The sequence below is a fragment of the Micromonospora lupini str. Lupac 08 genome, assembly GCF_000297395.2.
In the GTDB taxonomy this organism is placed as follows: domain Bacteria; phylum Actinomycetota; class Actinomycetes; order Mycobacteriales; family Micromonosporaceae; genus Micromonospora; species Micromonospora lupini.
Genome location: NZ_HF570108.1, coordinates 5923320 through 5940926, shown reverse-complemented (window position 1 = coordinate 5940926; position 17607 = coordinate 5923320). Strand labels below are relative to the sequence as shown.

The window sequence follows — 17607 nt, the reverse complement described above, 5'->3', positions numbered from 1 at the left end:
GACCCCGTGTCCTCATCTCGCTTCTGTGGAGCCGAACAGGAACACCGGCCGCTAGACGCCGGCGGTCTCCATCGCGGTCAGCGCCGACGCCCGGAACGCGACACCGGAGCGGACCTTGCCGTCGCGGTCGTTGACCCAGGGCAGCGCCTCCAGGTCCATCGGCACCACCGGCTGACGAACGGCCACCGCCGGCATCACCGGGCTGACCACCGTCACGTTGATGACCTCCGCGCTTCCCTCCGACAGGGCGTAGAGCTGCACCGCCCACATCGGCTGCTTCGTCTCCCGGTCGAACTTCTGCTGACCCGACTGGTCCAGCTTCGGGACCGGGTTGACCGCGACCTCGTACGACACCTTCGAGGTGTCCAGCAGCAGACGTCCCATGACTGACTCCCTTCAACTAGGGCTCGCTCACCTTGAGCGATTGCCCGTGTTCAATGGGATCAGAGTAGCCCGTACAAAAGTACGTGTCTAGTACTCAAATACTGATCATCATCCGTTGTGGAGCAACGAAGAAGGGCGCCCCGCTGTGGGACGCCCTTCGTGGCAGTACGGCTAGCAGTGCGGCAGGCTAGGCCACCCCGACCCGGCGGGCCAGGGCAGTCAGCCGGTCAGAGGGGGTGGGGTCCATCCGGACCAGGTCAGAAACCGTTATCTCGACTATCGGATGTCCCTTGACCTGCTCCGGAGTGAGCGCTTCGGCCCGCTCAAGCGCATCAACCGCCTCGGACACCCTTCGGCGCTGAGTCCAGGCGCGCGCAACGTCGATGAGAAGGCGAGCTTGCCGCTCAACCGATAGGCCGGACGGATCGATCCGCTCCGCAGCGCGAAGCGCGGAACCCGCATCGCCGAGTTCGACTGCCACCGCAACCTCATGCAGCTGAACGTTCGTGGGGCCAAACTCAGTCTCGTAGTCGTTGCGGTTAGCCCCTAGGAGCTGGGCAGCCTCACGGGCTACTCCCAGATAGCGGTGAGCCCCCTGGTCGTCACCCATCCGAGCCGAGGCCACAGCCAATTGAAGATTCAGTGCGCCGAACAAGGAGGCCGCTGCCGGGTTGCTTGCCGACACCTCGGGTTCAAGTGCTGCGGCAGACGACGACGCGGCACTGATGACCTGATCGAATTGCCGACCGCCCTGGAAGACCAGGGCAAGGCGGAATGTCCCAGCGGCAACCAGTAGCGGATCGCCGACCTGTTCGGAAACGAGCAGCGCGCGATCGGTTGCGACCCAGGCCGCTTCGTGCTGGCCAAGCTTCGACAGTGCTGCCGAGAGAGCGTGATACACCGAGGCCAGCTCGGCGAGGTACGTTTTTCGTGCCCCGCCCTTCGTGGATCGTGTTGCTCTCTCTAGGTCTGGCAGGAGGCCCCGCAGCAGGTCGGCCAAATCTTCGTAGTGGGCAGCGTGAGCCAGCGTCCAGCAGCGAGCGGCCCGCTCGGTCGTATCCGGGAGGGGAAGCTCTCGATCCTTGCCCAGGATCGCGGCCATGACGTAACTGGTGCTCAGCACCGAACGTAGCTCGGCTGCCGCCGAGGGAACCCCGACGCTCTCCACGTCAGTAGTACCAGGAGAAAGTTCGGCCATCGGGATGCCGAGGGCACCCGCGATCCGCTCCAGGATGGAGACGCGGTCAATCGAGCGGACCCCGCGCTCGACCTGTGACAGCCAAGCCTCGGAACGCCCGATCATCTCGGCAAATTCACGTTGAGAAAGTCCACGCTTCTGCCGACGCGTGGCTATAAGTCGGCCCTGCTCATTGGTCCCGTCAGTCATCAGCTTGACTCGACGCCCTTACTGGGTCCAACTTGCAAGAACTCGACCCGTACGTCCTGCGTATACAGTTCGCGCTCTTTGAGGAATCGAATCACGTGAGGCTGCCGCTCGTGCGCATCGAATGCCTCTCGGTCCGCGTAGCACTCATAGAAGACCCGAGCGAGCGGTGCCCCCTCGACAGAGTGCGTGGCGTAGATCAGAGTCCCCGGCTCGTGGGCACGGATTCCGGCCCCGGTTTCAGCTACAAGAGCGTCAAACGCCTGCGCGCTCTCGTCGTCTTTCAGGTCGAATCGCACCACTAGTGCGAACATGCAACCAACCCCCTGATTGGAGCTGAGAGTTACGACTCGTGTACGCAACTCTAGCCGCACTCATGTGCGGCCACCCGTATTCTATTACGGATTTGCTTCAGGTGGTAGGTGGTGACTGCTGGGGTCTCTGGGCAAGTAGTGCCCTTGTGAGAACTTTCTGTACGAGATCAAGGCGGCCCGCCTCGCAGGCCGCTCGCGCCGCCGAACCTGGGCCGGGCCGGTGGCCCGCCGCCGCGCCTTTGGCCTTCGGCCGCCAGCGCGTCGGTTACAGCCCGCCGGCGGCGCGGAACGTTACGAAGCCCCGGACCACCGGGGTGACGGCGGTCCGGGGCTTTCGGCCTAAAATAGGTTGGGGGCTAGGAAAGCACAATTACTTACGTGCACGTCGAGCGTGACTTAGAGTAAACCGTGTGGTGCTGTCCAGTTATATTCGTCCAGACGTCACCAACATTTTGGGCGTTGAAGTCCAGGCAAGCCAGGCTTTGCGTGGGACCGAAGCAAGCGGTGGAGTAGCCATTGCTCAGGGTGGTGTCCGCGCAGGGTTCCCAATTTATTCGAACGCCGTTCGAATAAAGGGCAGCTGAGCCATATATCGTAATCGAGTTTCCGGTCTTATTGGTCACAATCGTCACCGCCTGAACAAGGTTTCCCCTCATGACGAGGCAACCCTCTGCCGCAAGTCCCGCAACTCCGCCGAGGTTGTTGTAGACCCCGCAGGATTTCCAATCGGAATTCTTGGTATACGACTTCCAGCTGGCGGCCAAGGCTGGTGACGGAAGAACTGCCACGCTGAATACCGTGGCGATCGTGGCGAGAATTGCTGTTACGAGCTTTCGGCGGCCCATTATTTCGCGTCGTTTTATGCCCGAGTCGTGAGCCATGCGTTCCCCGTTTCTTGTGTAAGTTCCGGTCGATGTCGCGATAGCGGATAGTGTGCCCAGGAAGAAGTGGTGTGTCAAGAGTGGGTTCCCGCAAGCGGCACCAGCGGTTGCGGGTAGGTCAGGTTAGGCGAAAGGCAGACCGTCTTTCGCAGATAAGGGGCCGGCCGTCCGGGTGCTGTCGAACACAGGCCAGCGACGGACCGATGGCGGGCAGCGGAATCTGTCGAATCAGCAGCTCCGCCGCCGGCTGGGGACGATGCACTGGTAGCTGGTGGACAAGCCGGCATGTGCCGGTTCACTGGGACCGACTGTTCGTGCACGGTTCACCATCAGTCATCGCGGGCAGTTACCTCGCTCGCAAGCCGGCGTCTTGGACTTGCGCCTCCGGCGGGGCGCTCTGGCACTCCGGGATGTAGGCGCCATCCCGACGGCCTCCGTCCGGGCAGAGCCGAGCGGGCAGGGCCTGCCCGGTCAAGGTCGTTCAGACGGTGGTGTGCTCCACCTTGACCGGGCAGGCCCCACCCACTCCACGGTGTGCGGACGAAGGCCGACGGGATGGCTAGGGGGCAGCCGGGGGAGGGGGCCGGGCGAAGATCCTCGGGCACAGATCCGGCACAACTGAGACCGGCAAGGGCTGTCAACCAGTGTCAGGCAACGGCAGAGTTCACCCAGGTCGGGATGGCGATCCGCCCGGTTGCGGATGATCCTCATACCCCATGCGGGATTAGTACGTGCAATCCGGGGTCCGATCAGGGACTATTGGCGCAACGGACGTCGGTGATCGAGCGGGCGTCGACGGTGCGGGCCCTCGTGCCCGGCTCCGGTCGGCGGCGTTTCGCAGCAGCCGCTGAACCGGGAGGGTGAGCGCGATGCCTGACATACGACCCACGGTGGGCTCCGGCGCGCTGGTTCTCAACGCCACCTACGAGCCCCTGTGTGTCGTGTCGGTGCGTCGCGCCGCGATCCTCGTCCTCTCCGCCAAGGCCGTCTGCGTCGCCGACGGTGACGGCATCCTGCACAGCGCCCGCGACGCGCTGCCGGTGCCGTCGGTGGTCCGCCTGACCCGCTTCGTCCGGGTGCCCTACCGCGCCCACGTCGGGCTGTCCCGCCGAGCGATCTTCGCCCGGGACGGCTGGCGGTGCGCCTACTGCCGGGGGCCGGCCGAGACCATCGACCATGTCTTCCCGCGCAGTAGGGGCGGCCGGCACGCCTGGGAGAACGTGGTCGCCGCGTGCGCCCGGTGCAACCACACCAAGGGCGACAAGACCCCCGCGGAGCTGGGCTGGCGGCTGCACGCCCTGCCGGCCGCGCCGAAGGGCACCGCCTGGCGGGTCCTCGGGCACCGCGCTCCGGACCCCCGCTGGGCCGACTGGCTCGACCTGCGCGAGCCCGAGGCGGCCGCCTGACCCCGAGCCCGGATGCGGCAGAAGCGCCGGCCGGCTCAGTCCCGCTGGTCGGCCGCCCGTCGGGTCGCGCGCTCGTGCCTGTCGACCGCCCGGCCGTGGGCGATCGCGAGTAGCCGGTCGACCTCGGGCAGCATCTGCGGACCCGGCATCACGATGCTGGCGAAGCCGTACAGCGCGTACCCCGGGTGCGGTGTGACCGTGTCCAGCCGGGCGAAGTCGAAGGCGTCGCGGTGCTCCTCGAACGCCTTCGGTGGAAAGCCGAACAGCCTCTCGAACTCGGCCCGGCCCAGGTCCAGGTTGAGGCGGAAGACGCCGGGGCGGTCCAGCCGCGCGGCCTCGTCGAAGCCGGGCACGTCGTGCTCGACGATTGTGGCGAACGGCTGGCGGCGATCCGAGCCGACGTGGAAGAACCGGTCGCCCCAGGCGCCCTCGGGTGACCCGTTCTCGACGCTCGCCACCACCTGCTCGACGCCGGGCAGCGCGAGGATCCGGTCGGCGAGCACTGCCGCGTCGACTCCGGTCGGGATGTGCAGCACCGCGTCGGCGTGATCGATGGTGGCCTGGTCAAGTGGGAAGTAACGGTAGTCGTGCGTTCTCCGCTCGGCCGGCCCGATCTCGGCCGTGGGGACGTACCCCGGGAGGGTGAGCTTCTGTTGGAGCCTGCCCTCGTAGGTCGACGCGGCGGGCGAGGAGATGCCGAGCGCGGGGCTCGCGCCGAGGCTGCCGGCGATCACCGCGTACCGCTCGCCGAGCAGCGCTCCGACTATCGCGCCGGCGCCGGCCCACGACACCTCCGTCGCGCCCACCGTCATCGTGCTCGGGTGGCGCTGGAGGTGTGTGTTGTGCGCGAAGACAAGCGTGGGTCCGCGGTGTGCCTCGACCGCCCGGATCGCGAGCAGGTTCTCGGCCATCAGCGCGTCCCGGACACCGGCCAGGCGGGCGAAGCGTTCCTCCTGGGCCAGTGGCGCCGCGGCCGCCGCGTGGTAGCGCAGCAGCGCGACCGCCGACGTGGCGTGGACCAGTGCCGCCGCCCAGCCGTCGGACCGTCGGTGTGCCTGCAGGTACAACTCGGTCAGCAGGTCGTCGGCGAGCACCCGCAGACGTTGGGCGTCGGACGAGCGTCCGATCGACCGGCCCGGCTCCCAGATCGCGGCCGTGTCGCTCCACCGGGCCTCGTCCCCGACGAGGTCGTCGATCTCCGCCGACCGGTCCAGGCCGAGGAAGTCGCACACCCGCAGCAGGTGACGCCGCGGGCTCGGGGCGCCCTCGATCTCCAGCGGGGCGTCGAAGCCGTGCAGACCCAGGCGTTCGGCGGCGGGCCGGCCGTCGTTCCACTCGCGCATCCGCAGCAGCAGGTCACGGTTGGCCGGCGCGGCGCCCCACCCGTGGCTGAACCCCTCGGCGAGCACGCGGTCGAGCGGCACGGCCCCGCCCTGCACGAACTCGTCGGCGAGCAGTCCCGCGGCCCGGTCGCTCTCCAGGGCGATCGACCGGTAGCCGTGCTCGGCAAGCGTCAGGAAGGCGTCGTTGCGGATCTGGAGGAAGGCGGATTCGCCGTGCGTCGGCTCACCGAGCGCGAGCAGTGCCGGCGAGCCGGCGAGCAGGTCGAGAAGGGTGGTCATTGCATCAACCGTATCGTTGCACCAGCGGTGGAGACTTCAGAGCGAGGGAGCGCGGTGGCAACCCCAAAACCCTCAAACCCGGGTGTACGCCGACCGGTCGACCTCGCCCGCCGGCACGGGCTGTCGGCGCAGGCCGTCCGCAACTACGAACGAGACGGCGTGCTGCCACCGGCCGAGCGCACCGCGACCGGGTACCGCCGGTTCACCGAGGTGCACGCCAAGGCTTTGAGCGCCTACCTCGCGCTCATCGTGGGTCACGGTCACGCGGCCGGCGGCGACATCATGCGCGCCGTCAACCGGGGCGAGATCGAGACCGCGTTGCGCACGATCGACAACGGTCATGGGCTGCTGCACCGCGACCGGGAGACCCTGGACGCGGTCGAGGCGGCGGTCACGACTCTCACCGCGGCGGAGCCCGCCCCGCAGGGCCGCGGCGCCGTGCCGATCAGCGTGCTCGCCCACCGCCTCGGCGTACGACCCGCGACCCTGCGCAAGTGGGAGTCGGCCGGGATCCTGCGGCCGGAGCGCGACCGGGTGACCCGCCACCGCGTCTACTCGCCCGACGACGTCCGGGACGCCGAACTCGCGCACCTGCTGCGCCGGGGCGGATACCGGCTGGACCACATCGCCGGCGTGCTGCGTCGGGTGCGCGACGCCGGTGGCGCCGAACCGCTCGCTGCGTCGCTCGGCCAGTGGCGCCGACGGCTCACCGAGCGCGGCCGGGCCATGCTCACCGGGGCCGCCCGGCTCGCCGACTACCTCGACACCGGCGCCGGAGATCAACCATCCCGGGCCTTGACCAGCGAGGCGAAGACCACCAGGTTGTCCGAGTAGCCCCGCTCACCGCCCACCCACCGGCCGCCGCAGGTGATCAGCCGCAGGCTGGGGCGGCTGAAGTCGCCGTACACCTCGTCCACCGGCAGTCGGTCCTTGTCGAACCGCTGCACCGAGTCCACCTCGAAGACCGCGACCCGGCCGTCGGAGCGGGTGACCTCGATCTGGTCGCCCGCGCGCAGGTCCCGCAGTTGGTGGAAGACTGCCGGCCCGGTGGTGGTGTCCACGTGTCCGACGATCACCGCCGGTCCGTACTGGCCGGGGGTGGGACCCTGGTCGTACCAGCCGGCCTCCTGGGCGCGGGCCACGTCGGGCACGGCGATGGTGCCGTCCGGGGCGATACCGACGTCGTGCAGCGGCGCCCGCAGGTCGATCCTGCCGATGGCGAGAGACGTGGGGCGACTTGCCGGCAGCACCGGGAACTTCTTCGGCGGCGGTCGCAGGCCGGCGCTGATCCGTTCCGGCAGCAGGCTCACCCCGGTCACCTGCTCGACGCCCAGCATCGCCACGATCAGCACCATCAGCGTGGCCACGGCCAGGACCGGCAGTCCCGGTCCGGTGCCCAGCCGACGGCGCGTCGACCCGACCCGGCGGCTCGGTGGCAGCGGCCGGGCGTCCGGATCAGTGGTGGCGACGCTTGCGGACCCCGCCTGCCCGGCGAGCCGGCCCAGCCGACCCGAGGCCCGGGCCACCAGCCGTCCGGAGGCGCGCAGGGCCGCCGCGGCCCGGAGGCGGGCACGGTGGTCCGACCGCGCACGCGCGGATCTGCGGGTCATGGCAGGTCCGGCTCAGGAGCCGGCTCCACTCCGACGCCGGCCGCCGGCCATGCCGAGCGCGACCGCGGCGGCCACCAGGGCCACGCCGCCGACGACCAGGATCGAGCCGGTGCCCCGGCCTCCCGCGGTGCCGCCGCCCCCGGTCGCCGGCCCCTTGCTGGGCGAGGCCATGTTGAGCACGGTCAGCATCGTCTGGGCCGTCTGGTTGTTCTGGCAGCGCAGGTCGACCTGGTAGTCACCGGGTTCCTTGTTGCCCGGAACGGTGACCTCCCCCTTGAGGAAGCCGTTGTCCGGCCTGAGCATCACGTGCCCGAACGCGTCGGAGTGCACGTTGGCCTGTCGATCGTTGTTGTTGTCGCAGCTCGCGCGGATCGTGACCCGGCCGCCCGCCGGGACGCTGTTCGGCGTCACCTCGACGAAGGTGTTCTCCCCGGCGCGCGCCGGCGCGACCGACAACAGGACGAACGCCCCGATGAGCCCCACAAGTGTCAGGACGGACGAGAGCGCGCGGTTGATCGTGCGAAGTCCCTGCATGATTTCCCCCCAACCGGCGACAACCGCCGGAACCCTCCCCTGGGCACGGGCGCTGAGTTCCCGCTGGCCCGGAGGCAAACCAGCGGGCGGGCAGGGTCAGCGGCGGCGGGAGCCGGCGTCGGCGGGCGGAATCGGGGTGATCGGCCGCCAGTCCAGCGGTGACGACAGGACCATGGTGCTCGACGGCTGGCCGTACGGGGCGAGCCGGTCGATGACCGCCTCGAAGTCGCCGATCGAGCCGGCGGCCACCTTGAGCATGCTGCACGCGTCCCCGGTGATCCGATGGATCTCCAGGATCTCCGGCCAGCCGGACACCTCCGGGTCGTGCAGGATGCACCGCGCGCCGTAACAGGACATCCGGATCAGGGCGACCACCGTACGGCCGGCCCGGGTCAGGTCCACGTGGGCGTGGTAGCCGGTGATCACCCCGGCCTCCTCCAGCCGGCGGACCCGCTCGGCGACCGCTGGTGGGGACAGGTGCACCCGGCGGGACAACTCGCTGAAGGAGAGCCGGGCGTCGGCCTGCAACTCGCGCAGCAGCGCCCAGTCCATGTCGTCCACGCTCGAACCTTACTTTCGTGAACCGGATTCGCCTAGCTGCCTTCGGTTCGTCAGGTCAGGCCCACAAGTGCCGTTGATCCGGCATTCCGCACGCCGTTCCGACCGCGAGATCATGACGTCGGTTGGTCCGGGGGAGGGAGACGAGATGGTGGATCAGACGGAGCGGCGGGCGCCGAACCGCCGTGCCACGGTGCAACCGGTGACCCCCGGGCAGCGCGCGGCGCAGGCGGCGCGCACCGGCGGTGAGCCGACCCTGGAGTTCGCCGACATGGTGCCGTACGACGCGTACGTGCAGGCCAGTGCTCTGCACAAGATGCAGCACCCGCTCAGCGACGACCCGGGCGAGATGTCCTTCCTGATGGTCAGCCAGATCATGGAGCTGTACTTCGGGCTGACCTGCCACGAGCTGCGGGAGGCCCAGCGGCTGATCCGCGCCGACCAGATCTGGGAGGCGCTGGCCCCGCTGGGCCGCGCGAAGCTGCACCTGGAGGGGCTCAACGCCGCGTGGCAGGGCCTGCGCTGGATGAGCCCGGCCGACTTCAACCGGTTCCGCAATCTGCTCGGCGAGGCCTCCGGCTTCCAGTCGGCGATGTACCGACAACTGGAGTTCCTGCTCGGGCTGCGCGACCCGACGCTGATCCGCCCGTTCCGCCGGCAGGCCGAGGTGCACGCCGAGTTGAGCGCCGCACTGGCCACCCCGAGCCTCTGGGACGATGTGCTCGCGCTGCTCGCCCGGCGCGGTTTCGACCTTCCCGCCGACCTGCTCGACCGGGACGTGGCCGTCGAACACGACCCGCACCCGTTGGTCGAGGCGGCCTGGGTACGGATCTACGACGACGGCGGCCCGGACAACCACCTGCGGCTGCTCGGCGAGGCGCTGAGCGGCGTCGCCGAGGAGTTCGGCGACTGGCGGTGGAACCACGTCAAGGCGGTGCAGCGCACGATGGGTGCCAAGGTCGGCAGCGGCGGTTCCGCCGGTCTGGCGTGGCTGCAGCGCAGCATGGCCCGGGTGGTCTTCCCGGAGCTGTGGTCGGCCCGCACCGCGATGTGACCGGAGAGCGAGACATGCACACCCCACAGAGCGAGGCCCACCGCCTCGACCAGACCGACCCGGGCCACCGGCACCTCTTCCACGTGCCGCCCGCCGACGGCGGCGACCACCCCGAGTCGGCGTATCTCGCCGGCAACTCACTCGGCCTGCAACCCCGGGCCACCCGCGACGAACTCCTCGCCGACCTGGACGCCTGGGGGCGGCTCGGCGTCGAGGGGCACCTGGAGGCGGAGCGGGCCTGGCTGCCGTACCACGAGCTGTTGACCGCGCCGGCCGCGCGACTTGTCGGCGCCCGGCCCGCCGAGGCCGTGGTGATGAACTCCCTCACGGTCAACCTGCACCTGCTGATGGTCAGCTTCTACCGGCCGGCCGGCGCCCGCACCCGCATCGTCATCGAGGACAGCGCGTTTCCCTCGGACAGCTACGCGGTGCGCAGCCAGGCCCGCTTCCACGGGCTGGACCCGGACGACACCGTGGTCCGGCTGCGCCCGCGCCCCGGCGAGGACGCGCTGCGCACCGAGGACGTCACCGACTACCTGGCCGCCGAGGGTGACCGGGTGGCGCTGGTGCTGCTCGGCGGGGTCAACTACCTCACCGGTGAGCTGCTGGACATCCCGGCGATCACGGCGGCCGGTCGGGCGGCCGGCGCGGTCGTCGGCTGGGACCTGGCGCACGCGGTGGGCAACGTGCCGCTGGCCCTGCACGACTGGGACGTCGACTTCGCGGCCTGGTGCTCCTACAAGTACCTGAACTCGGGGCCGGGCGCGCTTGCCGGCGTCTTCGTGCACGAGCGGCACCTCGGCGATCCCGACCTGCCGCGCTTCGAGGGGTGGTGGAGCACCGCGGCGGCCACCCGGTTCGAGATGACGCCGGTGTCCCGGCCGCCGTCCACCGTGCAGGCCTGGCAGATCTCCAACCCGCCGATCTTCGCGATGGGCCCGGTGCGGACCTCGCTGGAGCTGTTCGACGCCGTCGGCATGCCGGCGCTGCGGGAACGCAGCCTCCGGCTCACCGGCTGGCTGGAACGGCTGCTCGACGAGGTCACCGTCGACCGGCCGCTGCGCGTGGTCACCCCGCGCGACCCGGCCCGCCGGGGTTGCCAACTGTCGGTACGCGTCGGCGCCGGCAACGCCGCCGAGCTGACCAAGCGGCTGCGGCACGAGCACGGCGTCATCGCCGACGCCCGGGAGCCGGACGTCGTCCGCTTCGCTCCGGTGCCGCTCTACTCCACGTACCTCGACTGTTGGCGGGCCGCCGCCGCGCTGGCGGCGACGGTGGGGGTGACCCGATGACGAAGCGGCGCGACGAGATCGCGATCATCGGTGCCGGCCTGGCCGGTTGCCTGGCCGCCTGCTTCCTGGCCCGGCGCGGCTACCCGGTGGCCCTCTACGAGCGTCGGCCGGACCCACGTGCCGGCACGGCCGAGCGGGGACGCTCGATCAACCTGGCGCTCTCCGAGCGCGGGCTGGACGCGCTGCGCCGGATCGGTCTGGCCGAGCAGGTGATGACCGACGCGCTGCCGATGCGCGGCCGGATGATCCACCCGGTCGAGGGGGAGCCGCAGTTCCAGTCGTACAGCGCGGCCGGTGACCGGGCGATCAACTCGATCAGCCGGGGCGCGCTGAACAACGCCCTGCTGGACGCGGCGGCCGCGCTGCCCGGGGTCCGGATCGTCTTCGACCACCGGCTCGTCGGGCTCGACCCGGCCGACGGCACCCTGACCTTCGACACCCCGCAGGGCACGGTGGGCGCGAAGGCGTCGGTCGTCCTGGGCGCCGACGGCGCCGGATCCGCGGTACGCGGGCAACTGCTGGCGTACGGGCTGCTGCGCGAGAGCGTGGACTTCCTCGACTACGGCTACAAGGAGCTGACGATTCCGCCGCTGGGCGGGGACTTCGCCCTGGACCCGGACGCCCTGCACATCTGGCCGCGGGGCACCTCGATGATGATCGCGCTGCCGAACCCGGACCGGTCCTTCACCTGCACGCTGTTCTGGCCCAACGACGGCGCCGGCAGCTTCGCGGCCCTGGACGATCCGCTGGCGATCGAGCGGCACTTCACCGAGCACTACCCGGACGTGGTGCCGCTGGCCCCGAACCTGGTCGACGACTACCAGCACAACCCGGTGGGCGTGCTCGGCACGGTGCGCAGCACCCCCTGGCAGGTCAACGGCACTGTCGGCCTGCTCGGCGACGCGGCGCACGCCATCGTGCCGTTCTACGGCCAGGGCGCCAACTGCGCCTTCGAGGACGTCGTCGAGCTGGACCGCTGTCTCGACGAGTGCGCCGACGACTGGTTGGCGGCGCTGCCGCTCTTCCAGCGCCGCCGACAGGAGAACGCCGAGGCCATCGCGCAGATGGCGCTCACCAACTTCGTGGAGATGCGGGACAGGGTCGCCTCGCCGGTGTTCCAGACCCGGCGGCGGGTGGAGCACGCACTGGAACGGGCACTGCCCGGCCGGTACGTTTCCCAGTACGAGCTGGTGTCCTTCTCCACCACCCCGTACGCCGAGGTGCGCCGCCGGGTCCGCCGGCAGCACCGGGTGCTCGGCGCGGTCGCCGGTGGTGCCGCGCTGCTGGTGCTGGGCGCGATCACGGCGGGGCTCAGCCGAGGGAGGCGCGCATGACCGGCACCTGGGACGCCACGCTGATGACCGGCCGCGCGCCGGCCGGGCCGTCGCGGTTGCGCAACTTCGTGGGCGGCGAGTTCGTCGACGGCCTGTCGACGTTCACCAAGGTGAGCCCGGTGACCGGCGAGCCGGTCTTCGAGGTGGTCGAGGCCACCCGGTCCACGGTGGACGACGCGGTGGCCGCCGCCCGTGCAGCGCTGCGCGGGCCGTGGGGCCGGATGGGGGAGCGGGAACGCGCCGAGGTGCTGCGCCGCGTCGCCGACGAGCTGGAACGTCGCTTCGACGACCTGGTCACCGCCGAGGTCGCCGACACCGGCAAGTCCATCGCCCAGGCCCGCACGCTGGACATCCCGCGCGGCGCGGCGAACTTCCGGGCGTTCGCGGAGATCGTGGCGACCGCGCCCACCGAGTCGTTCACCACTGTCACCCCGACCGGCGGTCGGGCGCTCAACTACGCGCTGCGCAAGCCGGTCGGCGTGGTCGCGGTCATCGTGCCGTGGAACCTGCCGCTGCTGCTGCTCACCTGGAAGGTCGCCCCGGCGCTCGCCTGCGGCAACGCAGTCGTGGTCAAGCCCAGCGAGGAGACGCCCGCCTCGGCGACTGTGCTCGCCGAGGTGATGGCCGCCGCCGGCGTACCCGACGGGGTGTTCAACCTGGTGCACGGGTTCGGCCCGGACTCGGCGGGGGAGTTCCTTACCCGCCACCCGGGCGTGGACGCGATCACCTTCACCGGCGAGTCGGCCACCGGCGGCGCGATCATGCGGGCCGCCGCCGACGGCGTGAAGGCGGTGAGCTTCGAGCTGGGCGGCAAGAACGCCGGCCTGGTCTTCGCCGACGCCGACCTGGACGCGGCGGTGGCCGGCTCGATGCGCTCCAGCTTCACCAACGGCGGTCAGGTGTGCCTCTGCACCGAGCGCATCTACGTGCAGCGCCCGGTCTTCGAGGAGTTCACCGCCCGGCTGGCGAAGCGGGCCGGTGAGCTGGCGTACGGCTGGCCGACCGACGAGGCCACCGCCACCATGCCGCTCATCTCCCCACAGCACCGGGCGAAGGTGCTCGGCGCGTACGAGCTGGCCCGCGCCGAGGGCGCCGAGGTGCTCACCGGCGGCGGCACGCCCACCTTCGGTGACGCCCGCGACGGCGGGTCGTACGTGCAGCCGACGGTGCTCACCGGGCTCGGCCCGGACGCGCGCACCAACCGCGAGGAGATCTTCGGCCCGGTGGTGCACGTCGCGCCGTTCGACACCGAGGACGAGGCGTACGCCCTGGCCAACGGCACCGAGTACGGCCTCGCGGCGACCGTGTGGACCCGGGACGTGGGCGTCGCGCACCGGGCCGGCGCCCGGCTGGACGCGGGCATCGTCTGGGTCAACACGTGGTTCCTGCGGGACCTGCGCACCCCGTTCGGCGGGGTGAAGGCGTCCGGCATCGGCCGGGAGGGCGGCGTGCACTCCTTGAACTTCTACTCCGAACTGACGAACGTCTGCGTGGACCTGTCGTGAGCCGTAGCGAGGGAGCGGGCATGAGCGAGGGAGCGGGCATGGAAGCCGACATCGAGGCCGCCAACCGGGAGCTGGCCGACGCCCGCAGCACCGGCAAGCCCTGCCCACCGCTGCGCGGGCGGCTGCTGCCCGAGGGCGACGTCGAGTCCGCGTACCACGTGCAGCAGCTCCAGGCGCGGGCCTGGCAGGGCCGCGGCGAACGCCGGGTCGGCGCGAAGATCGGGTTGACCTCCCGGGCGGTGCAGGAGACCTTCGGGGTGTTCCAGCCCGACTTCGGGATGCTCACCGACGCGATGGCGGTCGGCGACGGGGTCGAGGTGCCCATCGACCGGCTGCTCCAGCCGCGGGTCGAGGCGGAGATCGCGTTCGTGCTCGACAAGGATCTCGCCGACCCGCAGATCACCACAGTCGACCTGATCCGCGCCGTCGACCACGTGCTGCCGGCGATCGAGATCGTCGACTCGCGGATCGCCGGCTGGGACATCTCCATCGTGGACACCGTCGCCGACAACGCCTCCAGCGGGCTCTTCGTGCTCGGCACCACGCCGCGCCGCCTCGCCGACGTCGACCTGCGACTGTGCGGGATGGTGCTGGAGCACGCCGGTGAGCCGGTCTCGGTGGGCGCGGGCGCGGCCTGCCTGGGCAACCCGCTGCACGCCGTGGCGTGGCTGGCGAGCACGCTCGCCCGCGCCGGTGACCCGCTGCGCGCCGGGGACGTGGTGCTCTCCGGGGCGCTCGGCCCGATGGTGCCGGTCACGCCGGGCGCCGCGTACGAGGCGCGGATCTCCGGGCTCGGGTCGGTGCGCACGTGTTTCAGTGGTGGAGGCAACAGGTGACCGGCGTGGCGGTGCTCGGTTCCGGAAACATCGGCACCGACCTGATGATCAAGGTGTTGCGGCTCAGTGACAGCCTGAAGATGGTGGCGATGGCCGGCATCGACCCGGCCTCCGACGGCCTGGCCCGGGCCCGCCGCCTCGGCGTCGCCACCACCGCCGACGGCGTGGACGGCCTCGTCGCGATGCCCGAGTTCGCCGACGTCGAGCTGGTCTTCGACGCCACCTCGGCCGGCGCGCACCGCCGTCACGACGAGGTGCTGCGCGCGCACGGCCGCACAGTGGTCGACCTGACCCCGGCCGCGCTCGGCCCGTACGTGGTGCCGCCGGTCAACCTCGACGAGCACCTGCACGAATCGAACGTCAACATGGTGACCTGCGGCGGGCAGGCGACAGTGCCGATCGTCGCCGCCGTCCGCAAGGTAACTCCGGTGGCGTACGGGGAGATCGTCGCGTCGATCGCGTCGAAGTCCGCCGGGCCGGGCACCCGGGCCAACATCGACGAGTTCACCGAGACCACGGCCCGGGCCATCGAGGTGGTGGGCGGGGCCGAGCGGGGCAAGGCGATCATCGTGTTGAACCCGGCGGACCCGCCGCTGCTCATGCGCGACACCGTCTACTGCCTCTGCCCGGACGCCGACGCCGACACCGCCGCCATCGCCGCCTCGGTGGCGGAGATGGTGGCGACGGTCCAGGAGTACGTCCCGGGCTACCGGCTCAAGCAGGACGTGCAGTTCGACCGGGTGCAGGTGTACGTGCCGACGCTCGGGCGGCAGCTCACCGCGCTGCAGGTGTCGGTCTACCTGGAGGTCTCCGGGGCGGGCCACTACCTGCCGGCGTACGCCGGGAACCTTGACATCATGACCTCCGCCGCGCTGCGCACCGCGGAGCGGCTGGTCGCCCTGCGGTCTTCGGAGGTGGCCGCGCCATGACCGACCTGTACATCCAGGACGTGACGCTGCGCGACGGCATGCACGCCATCGCCCACCGGTACACAGTCGAGCAGGTGCGCACGATCGCCGCCGCGCTGGACGCCGCCGGGGTGGCCGCCATCGAGGTGGCGCACGGCGACGGCTTCGCCGGCTCCAGCGTCAACTACGGCCACGGTGCGGCCACCGACGCCGAGTGGATCTCCGCCGCCGCCGAGGTGCTGACCACGGCGAAGCTGACCACCCTGCTGCTGCCCGGCATCGGCACCATCGCCGACCTGAAGGCGGCGAAGGCGCTCGGCGTGACGAGCGTGCGGATCGCCACCCACTGCACCGAGGCCGACATCTCCGCCCAGCACATCTCCTGGGCCCGGGAGAACGGCATGGACGTGGCCGGGTTCCTGATGATGTCGCATATGAACGACCCGGCCGGGTTGGCCGGGCAGGCCAAGCTCATGGAGTCGTACGGGGCGCACTGCGTCTACGTCACCGACTCCGGTGGCCGCCTGCTGATGTCCGACGTGGCGCAGCGGGTCGACGCGTACCGGCAGGTCCTCGCCCCGGAGACGCAGATCGGCATCCACGCGCACCACAACCTGTCCCTCGGGGTGGCCAACAGCGTGCTGGCCGTCGAGCACGGCCGCATCACCGGGTCAGGGCCGGCCGGCCCCGACGCACCCCACGGCCGGACCGTCCGCGTGGACGCCTCCCTCGCCGGCATGGGCGCGGGCGCCGGCAACGCGCCGCTTGAGGTCTTCGTGGCGGTCGCCGAGCTGCACGGCTGGAAGCACGGCTGCGACGTGTTCGCGCTGATGGACGCCGCCGACGACATCGTGCGCCCGTTGCAGGACCGGCCGGTCCAGGTGGACCGGGAGACGCTCTCCCTGGGGTACGCCGGGGTCTACTCCAGCTTCCTGCGGCACGCCGAGCGGGCGTCGGCGAAGTACGGCGTGGACGTCCGGTCGATCCTGGTCGAGCTGGGTCGGCGTCGGATGGTCGGCGGCCAGGAGGACATGATCGTGGACGTGGCGCTCGACCTGGCCGGCAAGGAGCAAACCTCATGATCGGACCGGACATCGCCGGGATCGCCGACAAGCTGGGCGCGGCGGCTGACACGGCCACCGCGATTCCGCAGCTCGCCGCCGAGACCGGTCTCGACGTGGACACCGCCTACGGCGTGCAGGCCGCGCTGGTGCAGCGCCGGCTGGAACGTGGCGAGCGGTTGGTCGGGCTGAAGATGGGGCTGACCAGCAGGGCGAAGATGGCCCAGGTCGGCGTGGACGAGGTGATCTGGGGGCGGCTCACCGACGCGATGCGGGTGCCCGACGGCGGTGCCGTGAACCCGACCGCGTACATCCATCCCCGGGTCGAGCCGGAGGTGGCGTTCCTGCTGGACCGGCTGCCCGAGCCGGGTGAGCCGGTCGGCGACTTCGCCACGGCCGTCCGCGCGGTCGCGCCGGCCATCGAGCTGATCGACTCCCGGTACGCGGACTTCCGCTTCTCGCTGCCGGACGTGATCGCCGACAACACCTCGGCCGCCGCGTTCGTGATCGGGCCGTGGTCGCCGGTGCCGGCAGGGCTGGACAACCTGGGTGTGCTGCTGGAGGTCGACGGGCGGGTGGCCCAGGTCGGCTCGACGGCGGCGATCCTCGGTGATCCGCGCCGGGCGCTCGACGAGGGCATCCGGCTGGCCGGCCGGCACGGGGTGCGGCTGGAGTCCGGCTGGGTGTTCCTGGCCGGCGCGGCCACCGCAGCCGTCCCGCTGCGTCCCGGCGCCCACGTTCGTGCCGTCGTGGAGAAGCTCGGTACGGCGTCGTTGCGGGCGTCCTTGTGAGCGCGGTGGGGGCTTTCGTGGGCGCGGCCGTGGGGGTTCCGGGCAGCCCGACCGGCTCCGGGCGGTCAGGCTTGATCCCTGCGCCGGTCGGGCTGCCCGGAACCCCTGACCTGGTCCCCGTGGTCGCGTCGGT

At 70.9% G+C, this 17607-nt stretch carries 17 protein-coding genes; 10 read left to right on the top strand and 7 right to left on the bottom strand.

From position 1 onward, the window contains the following. Window positions 1-51 precede the first annotated feature (51 nt). The 3 genes from MILUP08_RS28145 to MILUP08_RS28135 all read right to left on the bottom strand — a co-directional run bounded on the left by MILUP08_RS28145 (window position 52) and on the right by MILUP08_RS28135 (window position 2082). Window positions 52-384, bottom strand: coding sequence for a hypothetical protein (locus MILUP08_RS28145; protein ID WP_007464199.1), 333 nt, complete (start codon window positions 382-384; stop codon window positions 52-54). A gap of 187 nt (window positions 385-571) precedes the next feature. Then, window positions 572-1771, bottom strand: a complete 1200-nt coding sequence (locus MILUP08_RS28140; protein WP_007464197.1) for a helix-turn-helix domain-containing protein — start codon at window positions 1769-1771, stop codon at window positions 572-574. Next, window positions 1771-2082, bottom strand: coding sequence for a putative quinol monooxygenase (locus MILUP08_RS28135; RefSeq protein ID WP_007464193.1), 312 nt, complete (start codon window positions 2080-2082; stop codon window positions 1771-1773). The genes MILUP08_RS28140 and MILUP08_RS28135 overlap by 1 nt, the downstream gene beginning before the upstream one ends. A gap of 1750 nt (window positions 2083-3832) precedes the next feature. Between MILUP08_RS28135 and MILUP08_RS28130 the strand changes: the two genes are divergently transcribed. Continuing rightward, the gene (locus MILUP08_RS28130) at window positions 3833-4369 is read left to right on the top strand and encodes an HNH endonuclease (RefSeq protein ID WP_007464188.1); all 537 of its coding nucleotides are present in this window, start codon (window positions 3833-3835) and stop codon (window positions 4367-4369) included. A gap of 35 nt (window positions 4370-4404) precedes the next feature. Here MILUP08_RS28130 and MILUP08_RS28125 read toward each other — a convergent pair whose 3' ends face one another. After that, window positions 4405-5991 carry a DUF6194 family protein gene (locus tag MILUP08_RS28125; RefSeq protein WP_007464186.1) on the bottom strand — a complete coding sequence of 529 codons (1587 nt, stop codon included), beginning with the start codon at window positions 5989-5991 and terminating at the stop codon, window positions 4405-4407. Between the two features lie 54 nt (window positions 5992-6045). On the opposite strand from MILUP08_RS28125, the gene MILUP08_RS28120 reads away from it, so the two are divergent. After that, a complete protein-coding gene (locus MILUP08_RS28120; RefSeq protein ID WP_007464184.1) occupies window positions 6046-6825 on the top strand; it encodes a TioE family transcriptional regulator in 780 nt (259 codons plus the stop codon). On the opposite strand, the gene MILUP08_RS28115 is transcribed toward MILUP08_RS28120, so the two are convergent. The 3 genes from MILUP08_RS28115 to MILUP08_RS28105 form a co-directional block, all read right to left on the bottom strand. After that, window positions 6771-7538, bottom strand: a complete 768-nt coding sequence (locus MILUP08_RS28115; RefSeq protein ID WP_039908918.1) for a class F sortase — start codon at window positions 7536-7538, stop codon at window positions 6771-6773. The two genes, MILUP08_RS28120 and MILUP08_RS28115, sit on opposite strands and share 55 nt — an antisense overlap. Window positions 7539-7613: 75 nt before the next feature. Further along, window positions 7614-8135, bottom strand: coding sequence for a hypothetical protein (locus MILUP08_RS28110; protein ID WP_007464180.1), 522 nt, complete (start codon window positions 8133-8135; stop codon window positions 7614-7616). Between the two features lie 96 nt (window positions 8136-8231). After that, on the bottom strand, window positions 8232-8696 hold the full coding sequence (locus MILUP08_RS28105; protein WP_007464178.1) for an Lrp/AsnC family transcriptional regulator: 465 nt from the start codon (window positions 8694-8696) through the stop codon (window positions 8232-8234). 148 nt (window positions 8697-8844) lie between these two features. Between MILUP08_RS28105 and MILUP08_RS28100 the strand changes: the two genes are divergently transcribed. The 8 genes from MILUP08_RS28100 to MILUP08_RS28065 are packed head-to-tail and all read left to right on the top strand — an operon-like array spanning window position 8845 to window position 17474. Next, entirely contained in the window at window positions 8845-9747 is a 903-nt protein-coding gene (locus tag MILUP08_RS28100; RefSeq protein ID WP_039908916.1) for a tryptophan 2,3-dioxygenase, read from the top strand. A gap of 14 nt (window positions 9748-9761) precedes the next feature. Beyond that, window positions 9762-11039, top strand: a complete 1278-nt coding sequence (gene kynU / locus MILUP08_RS28095) for a kynureninase (RefSeq protein ID WP_007464174.1) — start codon at window positions 9762-9764, stop codon at window positions 11037-11039. Beyond that, on the top strand, window positions 11036-12373 hold the full coding sequence (locus tag MILUP08_RS28090; protein ID WP_007464172.1) for an FAD-dependent oxidoreductase: 1338 nt from the start codon (window positions 11036-11038) through the stop codon (window positions 12371-12373). Before kynU ends, MILUP08_RS28090 begins: the two co-directional genes overlap by 4 nt. A 23-nt stretch (window positions 12374-12396) precedes the next feature. Beyond that, window positions 12397-13878: a 2-hydroxymuconic semialdehyde dehydrogenase gene (locus MILUP08_RS28085; protein WP_039908914.1), complete on the top strand. Its 1482-nt coding sequence runs from the start codon at window positions 12397-12399 to the stop codon at window positions 13876-13878. 38 nt (window positions 13879-13916) lie between these two features. Further along, entirely contained in the window at window positions 13917-14714 is a 798-nt protein-coding gene (locus MILUP08_RS28080) for a 2-keto-4-pentenoate hydratase (protein ID WP_039906734.1), read from the top strand. Next, window positions 14711-15643 (top strand): acetaldehyde dehydrogenase (acetylating), encoded by a 933-nt coding sequence (locus MILUP08_RS28075; protein ID WP_039906732.1) that lies wholly within the window; start codon window positions 14711-14713, stop codon window positions 15641-15643. Before MILUP08_RS28080 ends, MILUP08_RS28075 begins: the two co-directional genes overlap by 4 nt. Continuing rightward, the gene (dmpG, locus tag MILUP08_RS28070; RefSeq protein ID WP_007464164.1) at window positions 15640-16704 is read left to right on the top strand and encodes a 4-hydroxy-2-oxovalerate aldolase; all 1065 of its coding nucleotides are present in this window, start codon (window positions 15640-15642) and stop codon (window positions 16702-16704) included. The genes MILUP08_RS28075 and dmpG overlap by 4 nt, the downstream gene beginning before the upstream one ends. Continuing rightward, window positions 16701-17474 carry a 2-keto-4-pentenoate hydratase gene (locus MILUP08_RS28065; protein WP_007464162.1) on the top strand — a complete coding sequence of 258 codons (774 nt, stop codon included), beginning with the start codon at window positions 16701-16703 and terminating at the stop codon, window positions 17472-17474. The genes dmpG and MILUP08_RS28065 overlap by 4 nt, the downstream gene beginning before the upstream one ends. The last annotated feature ends 133 nt before the right edge of the window (window positions 17475-17607 follow it).

Bases quoted from the DNA above. Each gene is read 5' to 3' on its own strand.
- MILUP08_RS28145 (WP_007464199.1), bottom strand. From the start codon at position 384: ATGGGACGTCTGCTGCTGGACACCTCGAAGGTGTCGTACGAGGTCGCG.
- MILUP08_RS28140 (WP_007464197.1), bottom strand. From the start codon at position 1,771: ATGACTGACGGGACCAATGAGCAGGGCCGACTTATAGCCACGCGTCGG.
- MILUP08_RS28135 (WP_007464193.1), bottom strand. From the start codon at position 2,082: ATGTTCGCACTAGTGGTGCGATTCGACCTGAAAGACGACGAGAGCGCG.
- MILUP08_RS28130 (WP_007464188.1), top strand. From the start codon at position 3,833: ATGCCTGACATACGACCCACGGTGGGCTCCGGCGCGCTGGTTCTCAAC.
- MILUP08_RS28125 (WP_007464186.1), bottom strand. From the start codon at position 5,991: ATGACCACCCTTCTCGACCTGCTCGCCGGCTCGCCGGCACTGCTCGCG.
- MILUP08_RS28110 (WP_007464180.1), bottom strand. From the start codon at position 8,135: ATGCAGGGACTTCGCACGATCAACCGCGCGCTCTCGTCCGTCCTGACA.
- kynU (WP_007464174.1), top strand. From the start codon at position 9,762: ATGCACACCCCACAGAGCGAGGCCCACCGCCTCGACCAGACCGACCCG.
- MILUP08_RS28090 (WP_007464172.1), top strand. From the start codon at position 11,036: ATGACGAAGCGGCGCGACGAGATCGCGATCATCGGTGCCGGCCTGGCC.
- MILUP08_RS28085 (WP_039908914.1), top strand. From the start codon at position 12,397: ATGACCGGCCGCGCGCCGGCCGGGCCGTCGCGGTTGCGCAACTTCGTG.
- MILUP08_RS28080 (WP_039906734.1), top strand. From the start codon at position 13,917: ATGGAAGCCGACATCGAGGCCGCCAACCGGGAGCTGGCCGACGCCCGC.
- dmpG (WP_007464164.1), top strand. From the start codon at position 15,640: ATGACCGACCTGTACATCCAGGACGTGACGCTGCGCGACGGCATGCAC.
- MILUP08_RS28065 (WP_007464162.1), top strand. From the start codon at position 16,701: ATGATCGGACCGGACATCGCCGGGATCGCCGACAAGCTGGGCGCGGCG.